Source organism: Flavobacterium sp. (genome assembly GCF_027531705.1).
In the GTDB taxonomy this organism is placed as follows: Bacteria; Bacteroidota; Bacteroidia; order Flavobacteriales; family Flavobacteriaceae; genus Flavobacterium.
Map to the genome: position 1 here is coordinate 40,711 of NZ_JAPZSP010000001.1, position 19,130 is coordinate 59,840.

A 19,130-nucleotide genomic window follows, 5' to 3' on the forward strand; every position below is an offset into this window, starting at 1 on the left:
ATGATCTGGAATCCATCAGAAGGAATAAGTTTAGGACCAATAACGGTTCGCTTTTATAGTCTAATGTTTGTAATCGCATTTGGACTTGGTTGGTACATCACAAAAAAAATATTCATTCGCGAAAAAGAATCATTAGAAAAACTAGATTCACTTTTTATTTGGACATTTATAGCAACTTTACTTGGAGCTAGATTAGGTCATGTTTTCTTTTACGATTGGGAATATTATCGAAATCATTTAGCCGAAATTCTATTGCCATTTCGTTTTGATCCCGAATTTGAATTTACAGGATTTCAAGGATTGGCAAGTCATGGAGCTGCTCTAGGAATTATTGTTGCCATGTATTTTTTTAGCAAAAATATAATGAAAAAACCTTTGCTTTGGGTTTTAGACAGAGTTGTAATTCCTGTAGCAAGCGGTGCAATTTTCGTAAGATTAGGAAACTTTTTCAATTCTGAAATTGTTGGAAAAGAAACCACATCTCAATTCGGAGTTCGATTTGTTAGAGATCATTTTTCATCAAGAGAAGCAATTGCCAAAACCAAAATTTCTGAGGCAAATGATGCTTATAGTGCAATAGTTAACGATTCAAATTTTGCCAACTTATTACAAGAAGTTCCAGCCAAACATCCAGCACAACTTTACGAAGCTTTTTTCTACATTTTCGTGTTTGCCATCCTATTTTTCATGTATTGGAAAACCGATGCTCGCAAAAAACAAGGATTGTTATTCGGTTCGTTTTTGGTACTTAATTTCACCGTTCGTTTCTTTGTAGAATATGTAAAAGAAAGCCAAGGCGGATTTGAAGAATCACTAGGGTTATTTTCAACAGGTCAATGGTTAAGTATTCCGCTAGTAGCAGTTGGACTATATTTTATTTTGATGGCACAAAAACCAATTAAAAACTTAGATTAGGAGCGAATGGCTCGGGTATTATCAGTTATGGTAATTCCTGCTATCCATTACAATAAAAAATGCCTCGAACAACGAGGCATTTTTATTTTCACTGCTATCAGGGCTATTTAGTTTTTGTATTGATTATTTATTCAAAATTTCTAAGACAACCCTGTTATTTTACCATTATTATCAATATCTATTCGCTCTGCATTAGGCACAGCTGGCAAACCTGGCATTCGCATAACATCACCAAGTAAAGGTACAATAAACCCAGCACCACTTGCAATTTCAAATTCACGAACAGTAATAGTGAAATCCGTCGGACGGCCTATTATCTTTTCATTATCCGAAAAACTGGCTGGAGTTTTTGCCATACAAATCTGAAATTCATTAAAACGTAAATCATTAATCATTTTCAATTGTGATTTCGATTTTGGAGAAAACTCAACGGAACTTGCTCCATAAATTTCTTTGGCAATCGTATTTATTTTATGTTCAATCGAATCCTCTTTTTGATATAAAGGTTTATAATTTGCTTCACCTTTATTAATTTCAGCTATTACTTTTTCAGCTAATGTTGCCGAACCTTTTCCACCATCAACAAAAGCTGTACTTACAATTGCTGTAACACCTTTTGCTAAACATAATGCTTTCAATTTATCATATTCAGCTTGAGTATCATTGGGAAAAGCATTTATAGAAACAACAGGATTTATCCCAAATTTCTGAATATTTTCAATGTGCTTTTCTAAGTTACAAAATCCTTTTTCAATCGCAGCTACATTTTCAGTTTTAAAATCTTCTGAACTCAATCCAGCATGATGTTTAATTGCTCGAATAGTTGCAACTAAAACCACTGCGTCAGGTTTCAATCCGCTTTGTCCACATTTTATATGAAAGAATTTTTCGGCACCTAAATCGGCACCAAATCCTGCTTCAGTAACTACATAATCACCAAGAGAAAGTCCCATTTTAGTAGCAATTACAGTATTCGTTCCTTGTGCAATACTGGCAAAAGGTCCACCGTGCAGTATCGCAGGATTTCCTTCTAAAGTTTGCACTAAATTAGGTTTCAAAGCATCTTTAAGTAAAACTGCCATTGCTCCTACTACTTTCAAATCACGAGCAAAAATCGCTTTTCCATCAAAAGTTTTTCCAACAAAAATATTGCCTAATCTGAATTTTAAATCTTCTAAATCTTTGGAAAGACATAAAATCGCCATCACTTCAGAAGCTGGAGTAATATTGAAACCATCTTCTCTCATTGTTCCATTGGCTTTGGCTCCAACACCAATAATTATTTGGCGAAGCGAACGATCATTCATGTCCATCACACGTTTCCATGCAATAGATTTTGGATCTAAGTTCAAGGAATATTTTGGATTTTGAAGGTTATTATCAATTACTGCAGAAAGTAAATTATTTGCTTTTTCAATAGCCGAAAAATCACCTGTAAAATGCAAATTAATATCTTCCATCGGAACAACTTGAGCATATCCGCCACCTGCAGCGCCACCTTTCAAACCAAAAACAGGTCCAAGTGATGGTTCACGCAAAACTCCAATAGCTTTTTTACCAATGTAGTTCAAACCGTCAGTTAAACCAATAGTCATTGTGGTTTTTCCTTCACCATATTTAGTTGGCGACATCGCAGAAACCAAAATCAGTTTCCCTTTTGGATTTTCAGCTTGTAATTCTAATGGCAATTTGGCTTTATACTTTCCGTAATATTCTATATCGTCTTCTTGAATATTTACTTTTTCAGCAATTTTTCGAATGTGTTCTAAGGTTGCATTTTGAGCAATCTCTATATCGGATGGAAATGTTGACATTTATAGGAGGTTTGTTTTGAATTTAATCTGTTTTTTTTCAAAATTAAGTATACAAATATATAAATCAAAGAGAAGTATTTATGAACATTTCAAGCATTAATTTAAAAAAAACATTTTTTTATGTAACAATTTAAACACTACTGTATCAAAAGTAAAACTTTAAAAAAAATATCATGAAAACAAAATCATTATTACTCGTATTCGTTTCTGTGTTAATTACACAAATTTCAACAGCTCAAAAATCGTTTTCTGTTTCGGTAAAAGGAAAAGGAGAACCAATTTTACTATTTCCTGGTTTTGGATGTACTGGCGAATTGTGGGATGAAACTGTTGCTGAATTGTCAAAAACAAATGAATGTCACATTTTTACATTTGCAGGTTTTGGAAATGTACCCCCTATTGAAACACCATGGTTATCATCTATAAAAGATGAAATTATAAGTTATGTAAAAGAAAAAAAATTAAAAAAACCAACACTTTTGGGGCATAGTTTAGGTGGAACTTTGAGTCTTTGGTTGGCATCATTAGAAACTGAATTATTTAAAAAAGCTATTTTAGTTGACGCATTACCTGCAACAGCTGCTTTGATGATTCCAAACTACAAAGGAGAAATCATTGAATATGACAATCCACAAAGTAAAATGATACTTCAAATGGATAAAAACAGTTTTTATACTATGAATTCACAATCTGTTGCTTACATGTGTCTAAACAAAGAAAAACATAAAGTTATTAGTAATTGGATGAATATGGCTGATAGAAAAACATATGTTCATGGTTATATTGATATGCTTAACTTAGATTTGAGAAAAGAAATTGCAAAAATTAAAATTCCTGTCGTAATTTTAGCAGCAACTAGTTTAGGTATAGATGTAGTGAAAAATACATATGCAACGCAATATCAAAATTTACCTACTGTTAAAATTCTTTATGCAGAAAATGCTGCTCACTTTGTAATGTATGATCAACCTGATTGGTTCATCGAAAATGTTAAACTAGCACTAAATTAAAGTGAAAAAGGAAGAACAATTCAATCAAATTTTTCAAGAGCATTACCCAAAAGTATTTCGACTTTGTAAGGGTTATTTTAATGGTGATGAGTATTTTGCAGATGATGCTACACAAGAAGTATTCATAAAAGTTTGGGAGAAGCTTGAGCAATTTAGAAATGAATCAAGCATCAGTACTTGGATATATAGAATAACCGTAAATACATGTTTGCTTTATTTAAGGAAGGAAAAAACTAAAAAAGAAGTTTCAACTGATTCTTTCCCGATACTACAAATAGATGATTATTCCGAAGAAAAAGAAGTGAAACTTAAAAAAATGTACGAATGCATCCAAAAATTAGATGAAACTGGGAAAATGATTATCCTTATGGTCTTGGAAGGAATTGACTACGACAAAATATCAGAAGTAGTAGGAATAAGCGAAGAAACGCTTAGAGTGAGAATTCACAGAATTAAAAAAAGTTTAACTCAATGCATACAACAATGAAAACATTTGAAAATTTACAAGATATTTGGAACCAACAAAATGACTTCAATACAAATAAAACAGCTTCAGAACTAATAAAAAAATCAGAGGAACATAGAAAAAAAATAAAATTAAATCATATTGCAACACTTATTATAATTGGCATTACAACTTTAATATTACTATGTTATTTTATTTGGTTAGGAATTTACTCGGTTTCTATTTTTACAATAGGTTTAGGTTTGATGATTAGTTCATTGATTTTAAGAATCATTTTGGAATTGATAAGTGTTAAAAAATTTAATACTTTAAATATTGAAACATCTTTATTAGAGTATAGCAAAAATGCAGCATTATTTTACACATGGAGAAAAGGTATTCACTTTATTGCAACGCCAATTATTTACATAGTATATACAATTGGGTTTTCGCTATTAATACCAACGTTTCAAGAACAATTTTCTACACCTTTTTTCATCTATCTTCTAATAAGCGGCTACGGATTTCTGATAGTTTTTGCGTTCTTTCTAAACAAAAAATTAAAAAAAGAAATGAAAATTTTAGCTTTCTTAAAAAATATTGAATACTAAAAAATGCCCCAAATAGTGTCTAACTTTTGGGGCATATTCAATGAAAGGCTTTTTTATTATTCTAATGACAAAGTAATTTGTCCGTCATCATCCAATTCGGTTTGAATATCTTCGATCACACTATCTTCACCTGGAACTTCCATTTCTTCTGGAACTTCTTCTACTGGTTCTTCATAAGGCAATGGTTCCAAAAGATTGACTTGTTTTAATTTATCAGTCGTCAATTGATTTCCTATTGCTTTAATTCCTTTTACCGCAATAAATTGTTCTAAATCAATTGTTTGATTGTCTTTTTGAACGCCTTTTACTTTTGCAAAAATAATTTCCGCCACTGGACGCCAATCGGTAGAAACAATTTCTAATTGTGATTTTTCGTGTTCGGTGATGAAAACTTCTTCTTTATTTTCGTTTTCGACCAAAAATCGTTTAATGAAATAACGTTCCTTTTCTCCATCATAATATATTGTAGAAATAGGTTTCTTCGGATTCCATTTTTCTAGCACAATCATATCTTCATCAAAATGCGTAGTCAGTTCTGGAATAATGGTTTTCAATTTTCCAGATTGATTGATGATTAACAAACGATCATTTGGTCGGAATTCACCCAACAACTCGCCTCTTCCATCAACATTCAATCTTTGAACGGTATCATCAAACCAAACTTTTCTCGGACGCAAAGTAGAAATTCCTTTCTCCTTCAATTCGATTTTCTTAATTGGATATTTAGTCACTGTATTTCCGCGAGAAGCACGACCTTTTATAGCAATATCGGTAAAATCGACATCCCATTTTAGTTTTTTTACACTTCCAACTTGACGCAATAATATCGTTACAACCTCAGCTTCACCATTTGGATTGGCAGAAAAATACAACACTTGTGAACCTGGTTTTTCTTGTGTTAAATCGTAAAATTTATCACGAGTAACACCAGAAACATTGAAACGTTTTATAAATGTTGAACCATTTTTACCATCACGATAAATCATGTTATAAATAGTTCGCTTGTCATTTTTATCAAATACGTCAATGTGTATGATATCTTTTCCTACGAATTTTTTGTCATCTACTTTAGAAATCATCATTTTTCCATCGCGCAAGAAAACGATAACATCATCAATATCAGAACAATCGGCAACGTATTCGTCTTTTTTCAAACCTGTTCCAAAGAAACCTTCTTCTTTGTTTACATATAATTTTGTATTTCTTAAAACCACTTTGGTAGCTTCAATATTTTCAAAACTTCTCAATTCGGTTAGACGTTCGCGACCTTTTCCGTATTTCTCTTTTAATTTGGCAAAATAATCTATTGCAAAATCAATTAGATTATCTAAATGATGTTGCACTTCTTTCATTTCGTCTTCCAATTTGGCAATAAAATCATCCGCTTTATCCGAATCGAAACGAGTAATACGAATCATCGGAATTTGGGTTAATTTCTGCAAATCTTCATCTTCAATTTCCCGTACAAATGATTTTTTGAATGGCTCAAATCGTTTGTACATGTATTCGTAAAGTGATTCTCTATCAGAATACAATTTGAAATCAATATACATTTCTTCACGAATGAAAATCTTTTCTAGAGTCGAGAAATGCCATTTATTTTTAAGCTCTTCTAATTGAATTTCGAGTTCTTTCTTCAATAAATCAACCGTTCTTTCAGTCGAAATTTTCAACATATCAGAAACTCCAATAAACAAAGGTTTGTTATCTTCAATCACACAGCCCAAAGGTGCCACAGATGTTTCGCACGCTGTGAAAGCATACAAAGCATCAATCGTTTTATCTGGAGAAACTCCGGGAAATAAGTGAATTAGAATCTCAACTTCTGCAGCGGTATTATCTTCAATTTTCTTGATTTTGATTTTACCTTTTTCGTTGGCTTTCAAAATACTATCAATCAAAGTCGACGTATTGGTTGAAAACGGAATTTGAGTAATCACCAATGTTTGCTTGTCCAATTGCGATATTTTGGCACGAACACGAACACGTCCGCCACGTAAACCATCGTTATAATTAGAAACATCAGCAATTCCTGCCGTTTGAAAATCTGGATATAATGTAAAAGGTTTTCCTTTTAAAATTTTAATCGAAGCATCAATCAATTCGTTGAAATTGTGAGGCAACACTTTAGTAGAAAGTCCAACCGCAATTCCTTCTGCACCTTGAGCCAAAAGCAATGGGAATTTTACAGGAAGATTGTTCGGCTCAGCACGACGACCATCGTAAGAAACACCCCAATCGGTAATTTTTGGAGAATACAAAACTTCTAAAGCGAATTTAGATAAACGTGCCTCAATATATCTCGAAGCTGCAGCGCTATCGCCTGTTAGAATATTTCCCCAGTTTCCTTGACAATCTATAAGTAATTCTTTCTGACCAATTTGCACCATCGCATCACCAATACTCGCATCACCGTGAGGATGATACTGCATCGTATGTCCAACGACATTCGCCACTTTATTGTAACGACCATCATCCAACTCTTTCAGCGAGTGCATAATACGACGTTGCACTGGTTTGAAACCATCTTCAATAGCAGGCACAGCACGCTCGAGAATTACGTAGGAAGCATAATCCAAAAACCAATCTTTGTACATTCCTGTAACTTTGGTGATGGTATCTTCTGGATTCTCGTCGTTTTCGTAAAAGTGATTTTTGCCTGTAGAAACGATGTCCTCAAAGCCTTCGTCAGCAATTTCGTCGTTGGTCGATTCTAACTCGTCGTTAGTTTCTTCTTCGTTAATGTTATCTTCTTCTTCGTCTTTCATTTATGCTGAATATTTCAGTATCTGTTTAAATTAACTTCTATTTACTATTAATTAATTTTATTAAATCTTCTTTGCTTGGTAAAATTGTTTTGTATTTACTTGCAAAAATTTGTTCGTTATTATCTGGTAATGTGTATTCTACAACCAAATCACTTTTGTTTTGACAAAGTACAATTCCAATGGTTTTGTTTTCTCCTTCAAGACGCATTTCTCTGTCATAATAGTTGACATACATTTGCATTTGACCTAAATCTTGATGTTTTAATTCGCCAATTTTCAAATCGATTAAAACAAAACTTTTTAAAACTCTATTGTAAAATACTAAATCAATGTAGAAATGTTTATCATCAAATGTAATTCGTTTTTGACGCGCGACAAAGGCAAAACCTTCACCTAATTCTAATAGAAAATGTTCTAATTTATTGATTATTTCTTGTTCTAATTCGGATTCAGAATAATTATGTAATTCTGGTAATCCTAAGAATTCTAAAATATAAGGATCTTTTATAATGTCTTTTGGTTTTTCAATAATCTGACCTTCTTCTGATAATTTTAAAACACCTTCTTTATCTCTACTTAAAGCCAATCGTGTATACAAAGCTGAATCATATTGACGTTTTAATTCACGTACACTCCAATTGTGTTTCTCAGATTCGATTTCATAGAAACTTCTTTCTTTTTCATCATCAATTCGCATTAGAAAAGTATAATGTGACCAAGTAAGTTTAAAAAAAGATATAAGTGTTTGAAAATCAATATTTTTGAATTCCGTAGACAGTGACTGCGTTTTTTGCGAATCCAATTCCGTAGACAGTGTCTGTGGAATTTGAATATTTAATATCCGTAAGAGCATAGTCGAATTTGAATAAATCAAATAAAATTTTCTAATTTGCTCTAAACTACTTAACGAAAACCCTTTCCCAAACTCATTTGTCAATTGTTGAGAAAGTCCTTTTAGGATTTGTTTTCCGTATTCGGCGCGTTCTTTTCCGTTTTGTTCCTCTTCGACAATCATTCTTCCAATTTCGAAATACGTGTAGGTCATTGTTGAATTTACCGTACGCAAAACTTGTTGTTGTGCATTTTGCAATAACACAACTACTTGTTGGAATAACTCTTTATTTTGAAGTTCTTTTGACAAAATTCTAAATTTATTTCTCCACTAATTCCTTATCCAATTCCACTTTCAGGTTGTTGATAATGAAAATCTGTCTGTCTGGCGTGTTTTTACCCATATAGAATTCTAACAACGTTTCTATTGATGTGGCTTTGTCCAACATTACTGGATCTAATCTAATGCTTTCTCCAATGAAATGTTTGAACTCATCAGGCGAAATTTCTCCTAATCCTTTGAATCGTGTGATTTCTGGTTTTGGTTTTAGTTTTTCTATGGCATCGCGACGTTCTTCATCAGAATAACAATAGATGGTTTCTTTTTTATTTCGAACACGGAATAATGGAGTTTGTAAAATATACAAATGTCCTTCTTTTATCATTTCTGGGAAAAATTGAAGGAAAAAGGTAATCAATAACAAACGAATGTGCATTCCATCGACATCGGCATCGGTTGCAATTACGATATTGTTGTAACGTAAATCTTCGATACTTTCTTCAATATCTAATGCCGCTTGAAGCAAATTGAATTCTTCGTTTTCGTAGACAATTTTCTTCGACATTCCGTAAGAATTCAAAGGTTTACCACGCAAACTAAAAACGGCTTGTGTATTCACATCGCGACTTTTGGTAATCGAACCCGAAGCCGAATCTCCTTCGGTAATGAAAAGTGTACTTTCTAAACTTCTTGGATTTTTAGCATCGGTTAAATGCACACGACAATCGCGTAATTTTTTATTGTGTAAACTTGCTTTTTTTGCTCTGTCTTTCGCTAATTTTCTAATTCCTGAAAGTTCTTTACGTTCGCGCTCCGCTTGTAAAATCTTGCGCAAAAGTAAATCGGCAACTTCTGGATTTTTATGTAAAAAATTATCTAGTTTGGTTGTTATAAAATCGTGAATAAAAGTACGAACCGTCGGACCATTCGGACCAACATCGTTAGAACCCAATTTGGTTTTGGTTTGCGATTCGAAAACTGGTTCTTCCACTTTAATGGAAACCGCAGAAACAATGGATTTACGAATATCTGAAGCTTCAAAACCTTTGTTATAATATTCACGAATGGTTTTTACAATAGCTTCACGAAAAGCGTTTAAGTGCGTTCCACCTTGTGTTGTGTTTTGTCCGTTTACAAACGAATGGTATTCTTCGGAATATTGTGACTTACTGTGCGTTAGTGCAATTTCGATATCTTCACCTTCAAGATGAATAATTGGATATTGCATATCTTCTTCCGTAATTGTTTCTTCTAATAAATCTTTTAAACCGAATTCTGAAAGGTATTTTTCACCATTGTAATATATTGTTAATCCACGATTTAGATAACAATAATTTTTGAGCATTTTGATAATATACTCGTTTCGGTATTTATAATTTTTAAAAATAACTTCGTCAGCAATGAAGGCCACTTTTGTACCTTTACGTTTTGTGGTTTCGGTAACTTCCTCTTCTACTTGAAGATTTCCTTCAGAGAATTCGGCTGCTTTTTGTTGGTTATCACGAACCGATTCCACACGGAAATAATTGGACAAAGCATTCACGGCTTTGGTACCAACTCCATTCAAACCAACCGATTTTTTAAACGCTTTAGAATCGTATTTTCCACCGGTATTCATTTTGGAAACTACATCAACTACTTTTCCTAATGGAATTCCACGACCGTAATCGCGAACGGTTACCAATTTATCTTTGATGGTTACTTCGATCACTTTTCCTGCACCCATAACGAATTCGTCGATGCAATTGTCGATTACTTCTTTTAATAAAATATAAATTCCGTCATCTGGAGATGAACCGTCACCGAGTTTCCCAATGTACATTCCGGGACGCATTCGGATGTGTTCTTTCCAATCGAGTGAGCGTATATTGTCTTCGTTATATTGTGTTTCTTGAGCCATTTTAAAATGTATCGATTTTGTGCTAATATAGTGCATTTCGAGCTGATTTTTCAATGGTTTTTATAGAAGTTATTAAGAATGTTTTTGACAATTTGAAGTAAGAAAATAGAGAATAGAATATAGAAAATAGAGGATGAATTTTGGGGATTTATTTTATATATTTGGGAATTAGAAAAGAAGAAAATGAAATATCTTGACAAATATTGGAACTATTACGTTGGTATATTTGTAATATTTATGTTTGTAAAACCTGCGCTTTCATTTCTCCTACTTGGTTTGATGATTTTTTTGAAAAGTCTTGATTATTTTATTTTCTTAAAAAACATAAAGAAAACTGGAGCTTACACAGAAGGAAAAATCATTTCTTATAAAGCTGACAGTGATGGACACAAACAGCCTTATATTCAATACAAAACAAGGGAAGGAGAAAGTTTTGTAGAAAAACCATTTTATTATGCTACTACTGATTTAAGCATATTTAAAACTTATAATGATAAAATTGATCAAAAAATATCTATTATTTACGATAAAAATATTCCAAATAGAATTATAATAGAAAGTGAAACTAATTTTAATAATTTTAGCTTAATTTTTATGCTTTTAATTGGATTTTTGTTTTGTTTAATAAGTGTTTTAAGCTTGTTAGGATATATTGAAATGAATCTATAAAAAAACCGCAAAATCACTTTTGCGGCTAGTCTATTTTCTATTCTCTTTTTTCTATTTTCTAAAACTAAACGTTGAATCTAAAATGCATCACATCACCATCTTTAACAATATATTCTTTTCCTTCCACTCTTAGTTTTCCTGCTTCTTTACATTTTGATTCAGAACCTAATGTAGAATAATCCTCAAATGCAATAACCTCGGCACGGATGAAGCCTTTTTCGAAATCAGTGTGGATTACTCCTGCTGCTTTTGGAGCTGTATCGCCAATGTTAATTGTCCAAGCGCGAACTTCTTTAACTCCAGCTGTAAAATACGTTTGAAGTTTCAATAATTTGTAAGCTGCACGAATTAAAACAGCCGAACCAGGTTCAGTCAGTCCCATATCTTCCAAGAAAACTTGTCTTTCTTCGTAGCTTTCTAATTCAGTAATATCTGCTTCTGCTCCTACTGAAAGGATGATTACTTCAGCTTCTTCGTCTTTTACTAATTCACGAACTTGATCAACATACTTGTTTCCGTTTACAGCTGAACTTTCATCAACGTTACAAACATAAAGTACTGATTTATTTGTAATTAATTGAAAATCTTGCATCAATTCTTCTTCATCTTGATTTTGAGGAACAACTGTTCTAGCCGATTTTGCTTGTAATAAAGCTTCACGAATTCTATCTAAAAGTGCTTTTTCAACTTGCGCTTCTTTATTTCCAGTTTTGGCTGCACGATTTACTTTTTCTAAACGTTTTTCAACTGTTTCTAAATCTTTTAATTGTAATTCGATATCAATCGTTTCTTTATCACGAATTGGATTTACATTTCCGTCAACATGCACAATATTATCGTTATCAAAACAACGCAAAACGTGGATAATAGCATTACATTCTCTAATGTTTCCAAGAAATTGATTTCCTAAACCTTCACCTTTACTTGCTCCTTTTACCAATCCTGCAATGTCAACAATATCAACAGTTGCCATTTGAACTGCTTGTGGTTTTACCAATTCTTCCAAACGAACAATTCGTGGATCTGGAACGTTTACCACACCAATATTAGGCTCTATTGTACAAAACGGAAAGTTAGCACTTTGCGCTTTAGCATTTGATAAACAATTAAATAAAGTTGATTTTCCTACGTTTGGTAATCCTACAATTCCTGCTTTCATTTTTGGGTTTTATTTTTAAAAGTGTGCAAATATAACGTATTAAAACCAAGTTTCAAAAGGTGAGGAAATTGTCTATTATTGAAAGTCGTTTATTCTTGTCTAAGCTCGATACTTTTAATAATTTCCAACTCTTCATCGGTTGGAACAAGCCCTGAATCTGTCCAATAATCGGTTAAAATTTTATTTTTTTTATTAAAAAGATTTTTGTCTTTAAAAACATCACTTTCTTTGAAACTATAATTTTGATTACTAAAATTAGTGGTTACAAAATAATTTCTAACTTCAATTTCGGTCGTTTTATTTTTATCAATTCGCTCAAAACCAATTTCTTCTTTTGATGACATCAAATAATAATCAGAACCATCAATTCTGTAAATAGTTTTAAAAATTGATTTATATATATTTTTAGAACCAACAGCTGTTTTCTCTTTAGATTTTGCTAATGTAAAAGGGGAAATAACCGAGCTAACTTCAATTATCATTTTCTTTTCAGGATCATACACAATTTTGAAATCATCAAGTAAACCTTTGGCATTATCTATTGGCGTTGCCGACATTACATAATAATCTTTATTGGAAGAATAAACTTTTATCAAAAAATCATAATCTTTGAGAGCTTTCGGTTCTAATAATGGATTTAGGTATTTGAAGTTATAATAATTTTCCATTATGTTATTAAAATTATAACCCAATAAATTATTACTTATTTCTTCCTCTACTAGACCAAAAGATCGGTTTTGTTCAACTAAAATATTAGATTTAAAATCTTTGGATTTACTAAAAATCTGAAAATTCATCAATCCATCAGTATAATAAGAATAATTTCCATTTAACTTAAAAAACTCTCTTGAATACACTTTTAGTCTTGCAGGTGCAATAAGTTGATTAACAGAATTTCTAATTAATGATTTTAAAACTTTTTGGGGATGTTGCTTACTTAAGATAATTTCATCCAAATCATTCAGATTACTTTTTAAATAAACAACATTTTCTTTTTCTTTTAAAATAGAAGTTCTAACCGTAGATCCTACATAAGAAGTATGCGAAATAATAATATTGGAACCGCCTTTTAGTTCAAAAGTTACTTTACCTTCAGCATTACTTAACAGTGTTTGTTTACTTTTAACAACATAAACAGTAGCATCTTCTACAGGTTGATTGCTATCAATATCCTTTAGAATAATAGTTTTTTCGACACTTTGCGAAAATAAATGGAGTGAAATAAATAAAAAAAATAAAGCAAAATTCCTTTTCATTTATTATAAGGTTTTAACAAAAATAGGACTTTTTTGTTAAAAACACTTTAAAATGTATTTTTTTATCGATAAAATACACTTTTTAATGTAAAGTTAATCAAACAAAAGTTTTATTCGTTGTGCAAAAATGATTGTCTATTAAGAAGTGTTTCTTCATTTTCAACATGATTGTCGTCTGGAATACAACAATCTACTGGGCAAACTGCCGCACATTGAGGTTCTTCGTGAAAACCTTTACATTCGGTACATTTTCCTGGAACAATATAGTATAAATCATCTGAAATAGGCGTTTGAGCAGCATCTGCATCAACTTCTGTACCATCTGGAAGAATTACTTTTCCTCTCAACTTTGTTCCATCTTTATATCTCCAATCGTCTGCTCCTTCATATATTGCAGTATTTGGGCATTCTGGTTCACAAGCACCGCAATTGATACATTCGTCTGTTATTATAATTGCCATTTTTAATGTTTAAAAGTTTATTAGTTTAAAAGTTTATTAGTTTAAAAAAACTTATAACTTTTTAAACTTTTGGCTATTGCCAAATTTCTATTTCATAATTTTGTGCAAAATTACAATCAAAACCATTCATAAACAAGTTACAAATGTTACAAATCGAGAAAAAAAGATGTTTTGTTGAATTAGGTAAGTTTTTAACTCAATTTTCTTATGAAAAAACTGCTAAAAATGAAACTGTTCTAAATAATGATTTGTTCTATGATGATTTTATAAATTTAATTGAATTATCACAATCACACAATGGTTGGTTCACACCAGAACAAGTCTATTTTGCCATCAATTCATGGGCAAATGCATTGACAGAAGAAAATTTAGACAAGTGGCTTTCACCCTACGATTTTTCTAATGTGAAATCAAAAACAGTTGGATTGATTCTTGCTGGAAATATTCCACTTGTTGGGTTTCATGATTTTCTGTCCGTTTTGATTTCTGGTCATAAAGTTTTGGTCAAGACTTCATCAAATGACCAACATTTAATTAAATTTTTAGCTAACTACTTAATTTCGGTAAATCCTGAAATTGAAAATTACATCACATTTACCGATGGAAAATTAGAAAATTTTGATGCGGTAATTGCAACTGGAAGCAATAATACAGCACGTTATTTTGAATTTTATTTCAAAGACAAACCGAGTATTATTAGAAAAAACAGGAATTCTGTAGTCGTTTTAAATGGAAACGAAACGCATGAAGATTTGGTTAATCTTGGAGAAGATATTTTTAGGTATTTTGGTTTAGGTTGTCGCAATGTTTCTAAACTATTTGTTCCAAAAAACTATGATTTTCAACCATTTTTTAAAGCTATTTACGAATATAAAGATGTTATTTTTTACGAAAAATATTCCAATAACTACGATTACAATAAAGCAGTTTTCTTAATGAGCAACTTCAAATTGTTGGATAACGAATTTTTAACTTTGAAAGAAGATTCGAGTTATGCTTCGCCTATTTCATCTGTTTTTTATGAATATTATGAAAATTTAGAAGATATCAAAAAACAATTAGAAAACGATTCTGATCAAATTCAATGTATTGTTTCTAAAGGCATTGTGGAAAACTCCATCGCTTTTGGTGAAACTCAAAAACCAAATCTTTGGGATTACGCCGATACTATTGACACTTTAGCATTTCTTCAGCAAATTTGATTGCATTTTTCTCAAAAATTGTTATAAACTATAACGTTTTCGTTAATAACATAGTCCAATTATTGCCAAATTCTAACCGCTTTTTCGTAAGCTATTTACGAAATTTGCGCCTTAAATTTGCATTAACTTAACAATGAAAAAACACAACTACAGCGCTGGACCATGCATTCTTCCTCAAGAAGTATTTGAAAAATCAGCACAAGCCATTTTAAATTTTAATAATTCCGATTTATCCATTTTAGAAATTTCGCACAGAAGCAAAGATTTTGTAGCCGTTATGGACGAAGCAAGAGCTTTAGTTTTAGAACTTTTAGGATTAGAAGGAAAAGGATATCAAGCCTTATTTTTAGCTGGTGGAGCCAGTTTAGAATTCTTAATGGTTCCTTATAATTTAATGAAAACCGATGGAAAAGCAGCTTATTTAGACACTGGAACTTGGGCAAGTAATGCGATAAAAGAAGCCAAACATTTTGGAGAAACTTTAATTGTAGCTTCATCAAAAGAGCAAAATTACAATCATATTCCGAAAGGATATGCTGTTCCTGAAGATGCTTCTTATTTTCATTGTACAAGCAACAATACCATTTTTGGAACACAAATGAAGTCATTTCCGCAAACAAATGTTCCCGTGGTTTGCGATATGAGTTCGGATATTTTTTCAAGAACTTTAGATTTTTCAAAATTTGATTTGATTTATGCTGGAGCACAAAAAAATATGGGACCAGCAGGAACAACATTAGTAGTTGTTAAAGAAGAAATTTTAGGGAAATCTGGAAGATATATCCCAAGTATGTTGGATTATGAAAAACATATTAAAGCAGAAAGTATGTACAATACGCCACCTGTTTTCCCAGTTTACGCTTCACTATTAACATTACAATGGTTGAAAAACCTTGGCGGAATTGCAGCAATTGAGAAAATCAATGATGCTAAAGCCAATTTATTATATACAGAAATCGACAGAAACCCATTATTTAGAGGAACTGCAGCTATTGAAGATAGAAGTATCATGAACGCTACTTTCTTATTAAACGATGAAAACCACGCTCCTATTTTTGACAAAATGTGGAAAGAAGCAGGGATTTCAGGATTGCCTGGACATCGTTCAGTTGGAGGTTATCGTGCTTCAATGTACAATGCTTTGCCACTGGAAAGCGTACAAGTTTTGGTTGATGTAATGAAAGAGCTTGAAGCTAAAATATAAAAAACAAAAATAAATTATAATTGAGTTTTCTAACTTTTAAACTCATAAACTATTAAACTCATAAACCAAATTATGAAAGTATTAGCCAACGACGGAATTTCAAAAAGCGGAATCAAAGCTTTAGAAAAAGGTGGATTTGAAGTAATTACTACCAAAGTAGCTCAAGAACAAGTTGCCAATTTCATCAATACAAACAATGTTGATGTAATTTTGGTACGAAGTGCTACCAAAGTTCGTAAAGATATTATCGATGCTTGTCCTAACCTAAAAATCATTGGTCGTGGTGGCGTTGGAATGGATAATATAGATGTAGAATATGCTCGTGCAAACGGAAAACATGTTATCAATACACCAGCATCTTCTTCAGAAAGTGTAGCAGAATTGGTTTTTGCACATTTATTTACTGGAGTTCGTTTCTTACACGATTCAAATAGAAACATGCCTTTAGAAGGTGATACTAATTTTGAAGGTTTGAAAAAAGCTTACGCAAATGGTATCGAACTTCGTGGTAAAACTTTAGGAATTATCGGTTTTGGAAGAATTGGCCAAGCGGTAGCAAAAATGGCTCTTGGACTTGGAATGAAAGTAATTGCTGCCGATAAGTTTGTTAGTAAAGCTGAAATCAGAGTTGATTTTTACACAGGACAATTCATAAATGTAGATATTATTACTGAACCACTTGAAGATTTATTCAAACATTCCGACTTTATTACTTTACACGTTCCTGCCCAAGAAGGTTATGTAATTGATAAAGAAGAAATTGCATTGCTAAAAGATAACGTTGGAATTGTAAATTGTGCTCGTGGTGGCGTTATTAATGAAGTTGCTTTAATAGAAGCTTTAGAAAATGATAAAATTTTATTTGCTGGTTTAGATGTTTTTGAAAACGAACCAACACCTGAAATTCAAATTCTGATGCATCCAAGAATTTCATTGACACCGCATATCGGAGCGGCTACTTTAGAAGCACAAGACAGAATTGGCACAGAACTTGCAGAGCAGATTATCGGTTTATTAAAAAAATAATTATATAACAACTTAGATAAATCAAAATTTTATACATTTGATTAATAACAAATTAAAAAACAAAACAATGTTCGAACAATTGACAGACTTAGTAAAACAATTTGGTGGTGAAGCAGTGGTGAATAATCCTGCTGTGCCAAATGAACAAAATGAAGCCGTAATGGAAGAAGCTGGAGGTTCAATCCTTTCTGGTTTAAAAGATATGGTTGCTGGAGGAAATATTGGCGATTTAGCAGGAATGCTTTCAGGAAAAACTCCAATTGATATGAATAACCCAGTAGTTAAAGAATTAGCTGGAAAAGTTACAGGAAACCTTGGTTCAAAATTTGGACTATCACCTGAAGCTGCTGGTGGTGTTGCTGGTGGATTAATTCCACAGGTTTTAAACGGATTAGTTAACAAAGCAAAAGATCCAAATCAACCAGGTTTTAATGTAACCGATTTAGTTGGTGCCATTTCTGGTGGAAACGGTGGCGGATTGATGGATGCTGTTTCTAAATACGGTGGCATGTTTGGTTTAGACCAAGATGGCGACGGACAAGTTGGAATGAGTGATGCAATTTCTGCTGTTACTAAAAAATCTGGTGGACTTGGTGGCATATTAGGTAAACTTTTTGGAGGAAAATAATTTATAACTATTTATAATTCAACTAAAATCATCTCTTTACAGGGATGATTTTTTTGTTAAAAGCAAATTAAATTTAAGTTGATTCAATAATTTTTCAGTAATTTTATAAAAAATAAAACGGATGAAAAATCTACTTTCAATTTTAGTCCTTTTTCTCATTATTATTGGATGTTCTACAACCTCTAAAACAATCCAAAAAACAGAAAATGATTCCTCAAAAGTTTCTGATACAATTCGTATTGCCAATGACGAACTAGAATATGAAGTCATTATAATTGACCCAGGATTTTCAACATGGTTAGTAACACAAGCAAAACCTCGTGGATTTTACGGAGAAAGTTATCTTGAAGGTCGAAATCAAATATATGTAAACGAATGGAATAATCGTGTTTTGCAACCACAACGCTACAATACAAATTTGTACGAAATGCAGATTAACTACGATTCTTCAATTCATTATGGCTACGAAGTAAATTATTTGATTTACAATTATTTTATTTATTTTCAATTAACTAACAAACAACAGCTTTCAGGATTTGTTCCGCGTTACTAAATGAATTAAATTTGTTGGACTTTTTATACTAATGGGAAATTTTAAAGAACGCTGGAATATCACTTCAAATTGGCAAATGCTGATTATTTTCGTCGTTTTTGCCGTTACAGGTTCTACTTCTGCATTAATAGCAAAACCAATTTTAGCATTATTTGGAATTACAAAAGAAACAATTTCAATTTGGTTATACTTTCCGTTATATATAATAATAATTCTTCCTTTTTACCAAGTTCTTTTAGTAACATTCGGATTTCTTTTTGGACAATTTAACTTCTTTTGGGCATTTGAAAAGAAAATGCTACGAAGTATGAAACTTGGTTTTATTGCCGATTATTTCGATTCATTTTCCAAAAAATAAAAATGCCAACCCTTTTCAGATTGGCATTTAATAGATAATA

18 protein-coding genes are annotated in these 19,130 nt (G+C 31.9%); 11 read left to right on the forward strand and 7 right to left on the reverse strand.

Annotated elements, in window-relative coordinates; all coding sequences use genetic code 11:
* On the forward strand, positions 1-915 hold the full coding sequence (gene lgt, locus O9267_RS00235; RefSeq protein ID WP_298175131.1) for a prolipoprotein diacylglyceryl transferase: 915 nt from the start codon (positions 1-3) through the stop codon (positions 913-915).
* A gap of 140 nt (positions 916-1,055) precedes the next feature.
* Here lgt and O9267_RS00240 read toward each other — a convergent pair whose 3' ends face one another.
* Positions 1,056-2,729, reverse strand: a complete 1,674-nt coding sequence (locus O9267_RS00240; protein ID WP_298175132.1) for a formate--tetrahydrofolate ligase — start codon at positions 2,727-2,729, stop codon at positions 1,056-1,058.
* A gap of 173 nt (positions 2,730-2,902) precedes the next feature.
* Between O9267_RS00240 and O9267_RS00245 the strand changes: the two genes are divergently transcribed.
* From O9267_RS00245 to O9267_RS00255, 3 genes are read left to right on the forward strand one after another with little or no spacing between them, the layout of a single operon-like run.
* Positions 2,903-3,739: an alpha/beta hydrolase gene (locus tag O9267_RS00245; RefSeq protein WP_298175133.1), complete on the forward strand. Its 837-nt coding sequence runs from the start codon at positions 2,903-2,905 to the stop codon at positions 3,737-3,739.
* 1 nt (position 3,740) lies between these two features.
* Positions 3,741-4,226, forward strand: a complete 486-nt coding sequence (locus O9267_RS00250; RefSeq protein ID WP_298175134.1) for an RNA polymerase sigma factor — start codon at positions 3,741-3,743, stop codon at positions 4,224-4,226.
* Positions 4,223-4,795 carry a hypothetical protein gene (locus tag O9267_RS00255; RefSeq protein WP_298175135.1) on the forward strand — a complete coding sequence of 191 codons (573 nt, stop codon included), beginning with the start codon at positions 4,223-4,225 and terminating at the stop codon, positions 4,793-4,795. Before O9267_RS00250 ends, O9267_RS00255 begins: the two co-directional genes overlap by 4 nt.
* Before the next feature lie 56 nt (positions 4,796-4,851).
* Here O9267_RS00255 and O9267_RS00260 read toward each other — a convergent pair whose 3' ends face one another.
* The 3 genes from O9267_RS00260 to O9267_RS00270 are packed head-to-tail and all read right to left on the reverse strand — an operon-like array spanning position 4,852 to position 10,574.
* Entirely contained in the window at positions 4,852-7,563 is a 2,712-nt protein-coding gene (locus O9267_RS00260; protein WP_298175136.1) for a DNA gyrase/topoisomerase IV subunit A, read from the reverse strand.
* A 37-nt stretch (positions 7,564-7,600) separates the two neighbouring features.
* Entirely contained in the window at positions 7,601-8,704 is a 1,104-nt protein-coding gene (locus O9267_RS00265) for a PDDEXK nuclease domain-containing protein (protein WP_298175137.1), read from the reverse strand.
* Between the two features lie 10 nt (positions 8,705-8,714).
* Positions 8,715-10,574: a DNA topoisomerase IV subunit B gene (locus O9267_RS00270; RefSeq protein ID WP_298175191.1), complete on the reverse strand. Its 1,860-nt coding sequence runs from the start codon at positions 10,572-10,574 to the stop codon at positions 8,715-8,717.
* A 237-nt stretch (positions 10,575-10,811) separates the two neighbouring features.
* On the opposite strand from O9267_RS00270, the gene O9267_RS00275 reads away from it, so the two are divergent.
* On the forward strand, positions 10,812-11,243 hold the full coding sequence (locus O9267_RS00275; RefSeq protein WP_298175138.1) for a DUF3592 domain-containing protein: 432 nt from the start codon (positions 10,812-10,814) through the stop codon (positions 11,241-11,243).
* Positions 11,244-11,307: 64 nt separating this feature from the next.
* On the opposite strand, the gene ychF is transcribed toward O9267_RS00275, so the two are convergent.
* The 3 genes from ychF to O9267_RS00290 form a co-directional block, all read right to left on the reverse strand.
* Positions 11,308-12,402 carry a redox-regulated ATPase YchF gene (ychF, locus tag O9267_RS00280; RefSeq protein ID WP_298175139.1) on the reverse strand — a complete coding sequence of 365 codons (1,095 nt, stop codon included), beginning with the start codon at positions 12,400-12,402 and terminating at the stop codon, positions 11,308-11,310.
* A gap of 89 nt (positions 12,403-12,491) precedes the next feature.
* On the reverse strand, positions 12,492-13,658 hold the full coding sequence (locus tag O9267_RS00285) for a hypothetical protein (protein WP_298175140.1): 1,167 nt from the start codon (positions 13,656-13,658) through the stop codon (positions 12,492-12,494).
* 110 nt (positions 13,659-13,768) lie between these two features.
* A complete protein-coding gene (locus O9267_RS00290; protein ID WP_298175141.1) occupies positions 13,769-14,119 on the reverse strand; it encodes a 4Fe-4S dicluster domain-containing protein in 351 nt (116 codons plus the stop codon).
* A 143-nt stretch (positions 14,120-14,262) separates the two neighbouring features.
* Here O9267_RS00290 and O9267_RS00295 point away from each other — a divergent pair, with 143 nt between their 5' ends.
* The 6 genes from O9267_RS00295 to O9267_RS00320 all read left to right on the forward strand — a co-directional run bounded on the left by O9267_RS00295 (position 14,263) and on the right by O9267_RS00320 (position 19,090).
* On the forward strand, positions 14,263-15,321 hold the full coding sequence (locus O9267_RS00295) for an acyl-CoA reductase (RefSeq protein WP_298175142.1): 1,059 nt from the start codon (positions 14,263-14,265) through the stop codon (positions 15,319-15,321).
* Between the two features lie 133 nt (positions 15,322-15,454).
* Entirely contained in the window at positions 15,455-16,525 is a 1,071-nt protein-coding gene (serC, locus tag O9267_RS00300) for a 3-phosphoserine/phosphohydroxythreonine transaminase (RefSeq protein ID WP_298175143.1), read from the forward strand.
* A 72-nt stretch (positions 16,526-16,597) separates the two neighbouring features.
* Positions 16,598-17,551, forward strand: coding sequence for a D-2-hydroxyacid dehydrogenase (locus tag O9267_RS00305; protein WP_298175144.1), 954 nt, complete (start codon positions 16,598-16,600; stop codon positions 17,549-17,551).
* 67 nt (positions 17,552-17,618) lie between these two features.
* Positions 17,619-18,179 carry a DUF937 domain-containing protein gene (locus O9267_RS00310; RefSeq protein WP_298175145.1) on the forward strand — a complete coding sequence of 187 codons (561 nt, stop codon included), beginning with the start codon at positions 17,619-17,621 and terminating at the stop codon, positions 18,177-18,179.
* Positions 18,180-18,300: 121 nt separating this feature from the next.
* On the forward strand, positions 18,301-18,732 hold the full coding sequence (locus tag O9267_RS00315; protein WP_298175146.1) for a DUF6146 family protein: 432 nt from the start codon (positions 18,301-18,303) through the stop codon (positions 18,730-18,732).
* A gap of 31 nt (positions 18,733-18,763) precedes the next feature.
* Positions 18,764-19,090 carry a DUF6787 family protein gene (locus tag O9267_RS00320; RefSeq protein ID WP_298175147.1) on the forward strand — a complete coding sequence of 109 codons (327 nt, stop codon included), beginning with the start codon at positions 18,764-18,766 and terminating at the stop codon, positions 19,088-19,090.
* The last annotated feature ends 40 nt before the right edge of the window (positions 19,091-19,130 follow it).